This is a genomic window from Thermopolyspora sp. NPDC052614 (assembly GCF_040678635.1).
Lineage (GTDB): Bacteria > Actinomycetota > Actinomycetes > Streptosporangiales > Streptosporangiaceae > Thermopolyspora.
Window position 1 is genome coordinate 277,340 of the sequence record NZ_JBFATZ010000007.1, and the last position, 6,432, is coordinate 283,771.

The 6,432-nt window shown below is 70.5% G+C and carries 5 protein-coding genes; 4 read left to right on the plus strand and 1 reads right to left on the minus strand.

Annotation, left to right across the window (positions count from 1 at the left end; translation table 11 throughout):
* Positions 1–99 precede the first annotated feature (99 nt).
* Positions 100–1,176, minus strand: coding sequence for an AraC family transcriptional regulator (locus tag AB0K60_RS18045; protein ID WP_364055527.1), 1,077 nt, complete (start codon positions 1,174–1,176; stop codon positions 100–102).
* Positions 1,177–1,356: 180 nt separating this feature from the next.
* On the opposite strand from AB0K60_RS18045, the gene AB0K60_RS18050 reads away from it, so the two are divergent.
* The 4 genes from AB0K60_RS18050 to AB0K60_RS18065 all read left to right on the plus strand — a co-directional run bounded on the left by AB0K60_RS18050 (position 1,357) and on the right by AB0K60_RS18065 (position 5,790).
* Positions 1,357–1,893 (plus strand): DUF1641 domain-containing protein, encoded by a 537-nt coding sequence (locus AB0K60_RS18050; RefSeq protein ID WP_364055530.1) that lies wholly within the window; start codon positions 1,357–1,359, stop codon positions 1,891–1,893.
* A gap of 163 nt (positions 1,894–2,056) precedes the next feature.
* On the plus strand, positions 2,057–3,028 hold the full coding sequence (locus tag AB0K60_RS18055) for a hydrogenase (protein WP_364055533.1): 972 nt from the start codon (positions 2,057–2,059) through the stop codon (positions 3,026–3,028).
* Positions 3,029–3,209: 181 nt separating this feature from the next.
* The gene (locus tag AB0K60_RS18060; protein ID WP_364055536.1) at positions 3,210–4,817 is read left to right on the plus strand and encodes a nickel-dependent hydrogenase large subunit; all 1,608 of its coding nucleotides are present in this window, start codon (positions 3,210–3,212) and stop codon (positions 4,815–4,817) included.
* A 40-nt stretch (positions 4,818–4,857) separates the two neighbouring features.
* A complete protein-coding gene (locus AB0K60_RS18065) occupies positions 4,858–5,790 on the plus strand; it encodes a hydrogenase maturation protease (protein WP_364055539.1) in 933 nt (310 codons plus the stop codon).
* Positions 5,791–6,432 lie beyond the last annotated feature (642 nt).

The window sequence follows — 6,432 nt, forward strand, 5'->3', positions numbered from 1 at the left end:
CCGCCGGATGTTCCACCCCGCCCCCTCCGCAAGGCGTGGCCATACCGGGGGCCATACCGGGGCCATACCGGGGGCCGTACCGGGGGCCGTACCGGGGCGTCAGGGCGGCGAGCCGGAGCCGCGGCGCAGCGTGTCGGACGGCGACTCGCCCCACCGCTTGCGGTACAGGGTCGCGAAGTGGCTCAGGTGGGTGAAGCCCCAGTGCTCGGCGATCTGCGTGACGGTGACGCCGTCGGAGGGGATCGCGTCGAGGAGCTCCTCGCGGGCCCGCTCCAGCCGCCGGTCGCGCAGGTAGTTCATCGGCGTGGTGCCGAGCTCGGCCTGGAAGCCCTGCTGGATGGCGCGCACGCTCATGTTCGCGTGCCGCGCGATGTCCGCCATCGTGATCGACTCGGCGAGGTTGGCCTCGATGAAGTCGAGCGAGCGCCGCACGGCGGGCCGTACCGGCTTGACCTGGGGGCGGACGAGCTGCTCGTAGTAGTTGGACGGCTGCACGAACAGCAGGCTGCTCATGATCAGCTCTTCCAGCGGGCCGATGCCGAGGCCGCGCTGCACCAGCGAGCCGCTGTGGTAGATCTCGGTGTTGAGCAGCTGCAGCGCGCCGTTCCAGCGCACCGCCGTCTCGGTGATCAGGTCCATCTGGGGCTGGAAGACGATGGGCCGGGTCAGCGTACGGCCGAGCAGCCGGGTGAGGTAGCCGTTGAGCGCCTCCTCGCCGATCTGGATGATCAGTTGCGGCGAGTCGTGGTCGAAGCGCATCACGATGTGCTGCCCCGGGCAGGTGACGATCGCCCGCGTGGTGTTCGCCTCGATGGTGCGGCCGTCGTCGTCGCACAGCGCCCGGCCGTTCATCGGCATGTGCACCCCCACGTACCGCCCGGCCGCGAAGAATTCCAGCGTGGCGGCCACGTGCAGATCCAGGTACAGCATCGACACGTCCCGCAGCCGAACCCCGTGCATGCTCGCCGCGAACCCCTTGGCCCCGAACCCCACCAGGGTGAGCCGGCACGGCGACAGCGCCTGCCCGATCAGCTCCGACGCCTCGTCCACGTCCTCGGTGTAGAAGATCTCGTGACTCTCCAGGGCGCGGGGGATGCCGCGCGAGCGGGCGCGGGGCCGCACCGGGTTGACCGTACGCCGGGCGTCGATGAAACCGAACTTGGCCAGGCGTGACATGCGGCCGCCACCTTCCCGTGATCACATGATCTTCGCCCTGATGTCATCAACCGTTCGCAATCGTGACAGTATGTGCGTCCACGGGATAGCCAGTGCGCGTAACACGTTCCTAACATTGGCGGACCCAGAAAGTCTTTGAGATTTTGCTCACTTTCACTGATCACCAGTCGGGAGGCGTCCGTGACCCTGGACCCAACCCTCGTCGCGCCCTCCGCCGGAGACGCGGTCGTGGCCAAGCTCGAAGATCCACGGGTCGCGCAGGCGCTGTGCGACCTGCTGGAGCACGCCGACCTGCTGGCCATCCTGGTGACCGGCCTGGACGGCATGGTACGCAGAGGCGACACCATCACCGGCGGCCTTGCCAAGACCGTGGGCGACCTGCGCGGCGCGATGGCCGCCGCCTCCCAGGACCGCGAGCCGGTGGACCTGGGGAAGCTGGCCGCGAGCCTGCGCACCCTGTCCGCCGCGATCAGCGAGGCGACGCCCGGCCTGGAGTCGCTGTTCCGCTCCGACCTGACCGACCCCCGCGCCGTCGCGGTCGCCTCGACGATGGCGCGTTCCATCATCGACGGCGCCGAGCACGCGAAGAACGAGCCGGCCAAGCCGATGGGCGTGTTCGCCCTGATGCGCACGCTCAAGGACGAGGACGTCGCCCGCGGCCTCAACTTCATGATCCACGTGGCCAAGGCGTTCGGCCGCCAGCTCAAGGACGTCTGACCCCCGATGGGCGCGAGAACGCCGCGGCCACCTCACCCCATCCCACCCCACCCCGCGACCCGCGACGCTTAAGACCCCGATCAACGCATCGTCCGCACCACACCGGTACCACGACATCCGCCACGGCGGAGGCGGTACGGCGATCCGCCGGCAAGGAGTTCCCATGTCATCAGTGCTGTGGTTCCAAGGCGGGGCCTGCAGCGGCAACACGATGTCGTTCCTCAACGCCGAGGAGCCCAACGTCGTTGACCTGATCACCGATTTCGGCCTCGACCTGCTCTGGCACCCCTCGCTCGGCCTGGAACTGGGCGCGAACGCCCAGAAGCTGTTCCGCGACTGCGCCGAGGGCCGTCGGCCGCTGGACATCTTCGTCTTCGAGGGCACCGTCATCGAAGGCCCCGACGGCACCGGCCGCTACGACGTCTTCGCCGACCGCCCGATGAAGGACTGGGTCACCGACCTCGCCAACGCCGCCGAGATCGTGGTGGCGATCGGCGACTGCGCCTGCTGGGGCGGCATCCCCGCGATGGACCCCAACCCGTCCGGCTCCACCGGCCTGCAGTTCCACAAGCGCGAGCGCGGCGGCTTCCTCGGCCCCGACTTCCGCTCCAAGATGGGCCTGCCGGTGATCAACATTCCGGGCTGCCCGGCCCACCCGGACTGGATCACCCAGGTCATCGTGGCCCTCGCCACCGGCCGCGCCGGCGACATCGCCCTGGACGAGCTGCACCGCCCGCAGACGTTCTTCAAGACCTTCACCCAGACCGGCTGCACCCGCGTACAGTTCTTCGAGTACAAGCAGTCCACGCCCTCGTTCGGCGACGGCACGCGTACCGGCTGCCTGTTCTACGAGTTCGGCTGCCGCGGCCCGATGACGCACTCGCCGTGCAACCGCATCCTGTGGAACCGCCAGTCGTCCAAGACCCGCGCCGGCATGCCCTGCATCGGCTGCACCGAGCCGGAGTTCCCCTTCTTCGACCTCGCGCCCGGCACCGTGTTCAAGACGCAGAAGGTCAGCGGCACGATCCCGAAGGAGATTCCCGAGGGCAGCGACCACCTCACCTACATGGCCCACGCCGCCGCGGCGCAGATCGCCGCGCCGCAGTGGTCCAAGGAAGACATGTTCGTCGTCTGACACGCGGCCTCCAAGCACGCGGCTTCGGGCCACCCGCCTTGACCGGACACGCGCCGCATCCGACACGCGTCCACAAGACACCCGACCCCCAGCCCCACCGGCCCGAACCGCGGCTTTGAGAACACGCGGCCGAAGACGTGAGACGGCGCGCCAACGCGCCGGATGAGAAAGGAACGCGTCGATGACAGCGATCGACCTGTTCGTCAGCCCGCTGGGCCGGGTCGAGGGCGACCTCGACGTGCGGGTGACGATTGACGACGGCGTGGTCACCTCCGCCTGGACCGAGGCCGCGATGTTCCGCGGCTTCGAGATCATCCTGCGCGGCAAGGACCCGCAGGCCGGACTCATCGTCACCCCGCGCATCTGCGGCATCTGCGGCGGCAGCCACCTGTACAAGTCCGCGTACGCCCTCGACGTCGCCTGGCGTACCCACATGCCGCAGAACGCCACGCTGATCCGCAACATCTGCCAGGCGTGCGAGACCCTGCAGAGCATCCCGCGCTACTTCTACGCCCTGTTCGCCATCGACCTCACCAACAAGAACTACGCCAAGTCCCCCCTGTACGAGGAGGCGGTGCGCCGCTTCGCCCCGTACACGGGCGCCAGCTACGGCCCCGGCGTGGTGCTGTCGAACAAGCCCGTCGAGGTGTACGCGATCTTCGGCGGGCAGTGGCCGCACTCCAGCTTCATGGTCCCCGGCGGCGTCATGTGCGCCCCGACGCTCTCGGACGTCACCCGCTCGATCGCGATCCTGGAGCACTGGAAGGACGAGTGGCTGGAGAAGCAGTGGCTCGGCTGCTCCATCGACCGCTGGCTGGAGAACCGCACCTGGGAGGACGTGCTCGCCTGGGTGGACGAGAACGAGTCGCACCGCAACAGCGACTGCGGGTTCTTCATCCGGTACGCCCTCGACATCGGCCTCGACAAGTACGGCGGCGGCGTCGGCAACTACCTGGCCAGCGGCACCTACTTCGAGCCGTCCCAGTACGAGAACCCCACCATCGAGCGCCGCAACGCCGCCCTGATCGGCCGCTCCGGCGTCTACGCGGGCGGCCAGTGGTACGAGTTCGACCAGGAGCGGATCCGCGAGGACATCACGCACTCGTTCTACTCCGGCGACAAGCCGCTGCACCCGTTCGAGGGCGAGACGCGGCCCATCGACCCCGAGGCCGGACGCGCCCAGGGCAAGTACAGCTGGGCCAAGTCGCCGCGCTACGACGTGCCGGGCATGGGCTACATTCCGCTGGAGACCGGGCCGCTCGCCCGCCGCATCGCCGCCGGGGCCCCCGGGGCCGCGCCGTACCAGGACGAGGACCCGCTGTTCGTCGACATCCTCGGGAAGATCGGTCCGTCGGTGCTGGTACGCCAGCTCGCCCGCATGCACGAGGCGCCCAAGTACTACAAATGGGTGCGAAACTGGCTTGACCAGATCGACCTGCACGACAGCTTCTACACCAAGCCAATCGAGCACGCCTCCGGCCGCGGCTTCGGCTCGACGGAGGCGGCGCGCGGCTCGCTGTCGGACTGGATCGTCATCGAGGACGGCAAGATCGAGAACTATCAGGTGATCACTCCGACCGCGTGGAACATCGGCCCGCGCGACGGCGAGGGGGCGCTCGGCCCGATCGAGAGCGCGATGGTGGGCGCGCGAATCGTCGACCAGGAGGACCCGGTCGAGCTCGGCCACGTCGCCCGCAGCTTCGACTCCTGCCTGGTGTGCACGGTGCACGCCTACGACGGGAAGACGGGACGCGAGCTGAGCAACTTCGTCATCAACGGGATGGTCTGACGGCGGGCTTGAGGGAGGTGCCTTGAGGGAGGTGCATCGCATGCCGCGGCTCCAGCGGGGACGCGAACCGGGCGAGCACGCGCCGGCCGCGACGTCTTCGGACGAGCGGCGGCCGGACGCCGCCGCGCCCGCCGCGCACGCGGGCGGCGCGGCGAGCGGCGGGGGCGTCGGGGGCGTCGGGGGCGCGTCCGGCACCCGGGTTCTCGTGGTGGGCTGCGGCAACCTGCTGCGCGGCGACGACGGGGTGGGGCCGATCCTCATCCGGCACCTGTGGGATCGCGGGATCCCGGAGGGCGCGCAGATCGTCGACGGCGGCACCGCGGGCATGGACGTCGCCTTCCGCATGCGCGGCGCCGGCCGCGTCGTGCTGATCGACGCCGCCCGCACCGGCGCCGCGCCCGGGACCGTCTACCGCGTCCCGGGCCCCGCCGTCGCCGACCTTCCCCCGCTCTCCGGCCTGCACACCCACAGCTTCCGCTGGGACCACGCCCTCGCGTTCGCCGACTGGCTGCTCAAGGACGAATACCCGCAAGATGTCACGATCTTCCTCATCGAGATCGAGCGCGCCGACCCCGGGGCGGAGCTGTCCCCGGCGGTACGGCGCGGCATGGAGCAGGTGATCGCCCACATCGAGGCGGAGTTCCTGGCCCCCCTCGGCAACGCGGGGGCCGACCGCGGCGTCGAGTTCACCCCGGACGGCCGGCTGCGCTTGAGCGCCCGGCTCTCCACCCGCCACTTCCCCACGGGCACCGCCACCGCGATCCGCAGAGGCTCCGAACTGTGGCTGATCCCCCGAACCACGCCCCGGCCGGGCGATCTGCCCCTCATCCCACGCCTGCCGTCCGGTGACCACGAGGTGCTGGTCCGCGACGTCCTCGACGACCTCACCCCCGTCGGCACCCGCCTCGCCACCTGGGACGACGCCCACACCGCCCTGCGCATCCCCCTCGACCCGGAAAGCTCCGCGCGATGAAGGACCGCGCCGAAACCTGCGCCCGGCCCTCCGCCGGGGCGAAGCGCGTCGTGGCACGGAGAGGCGAACCTTCCCCGGGACCGGCGGGGCGCGCGGAGACCGCCTGCCCGTCCCTACGGGGTCGCGAAAGGGTGGTGGAACGGCGAGGCGTACCGTCTCCGGGGACCGGCGGGGTGCGTGGGAACCGCTTTCCGGCCCCGCGAGGTGGCGGAAGGGCGGTGGAATGGCCGGGCGAATCCTTTCCGGGACGAAAGGGACCGGGCCGCGACCGGCGTGGCCTCGCGCAAGCGCCGAACGCGATGGGAGAGGGCGAGCCAAGAGGCCGGGCCCGGCAGCGAAACGCCTCCGGCGGACCGGGATCACTTCTCGGCCCCCGCGAGGTGGCGGAAGGGCGGTGGAATGGCCGGGCGAATCCTTTCCGGGACGAAAGGGACCGGGCCGCGACCGGCATGGCCTCGCGCAAGCGCCGAACGCGATGGGAGAGGGCGAGCCAAGAGGCCGGGCCCGGCAGCGAAACGCCTCCGGCGGACCGGGACCGCTTCCCGGCCCCGCGAGGTGGCGGAAGGGCGGTGGAATGGCCGGGCGAATCCTTTCCGGGACGAAAGGGACCGGGCCGCGACCGGCATGGCCTCGCGCAAGCGC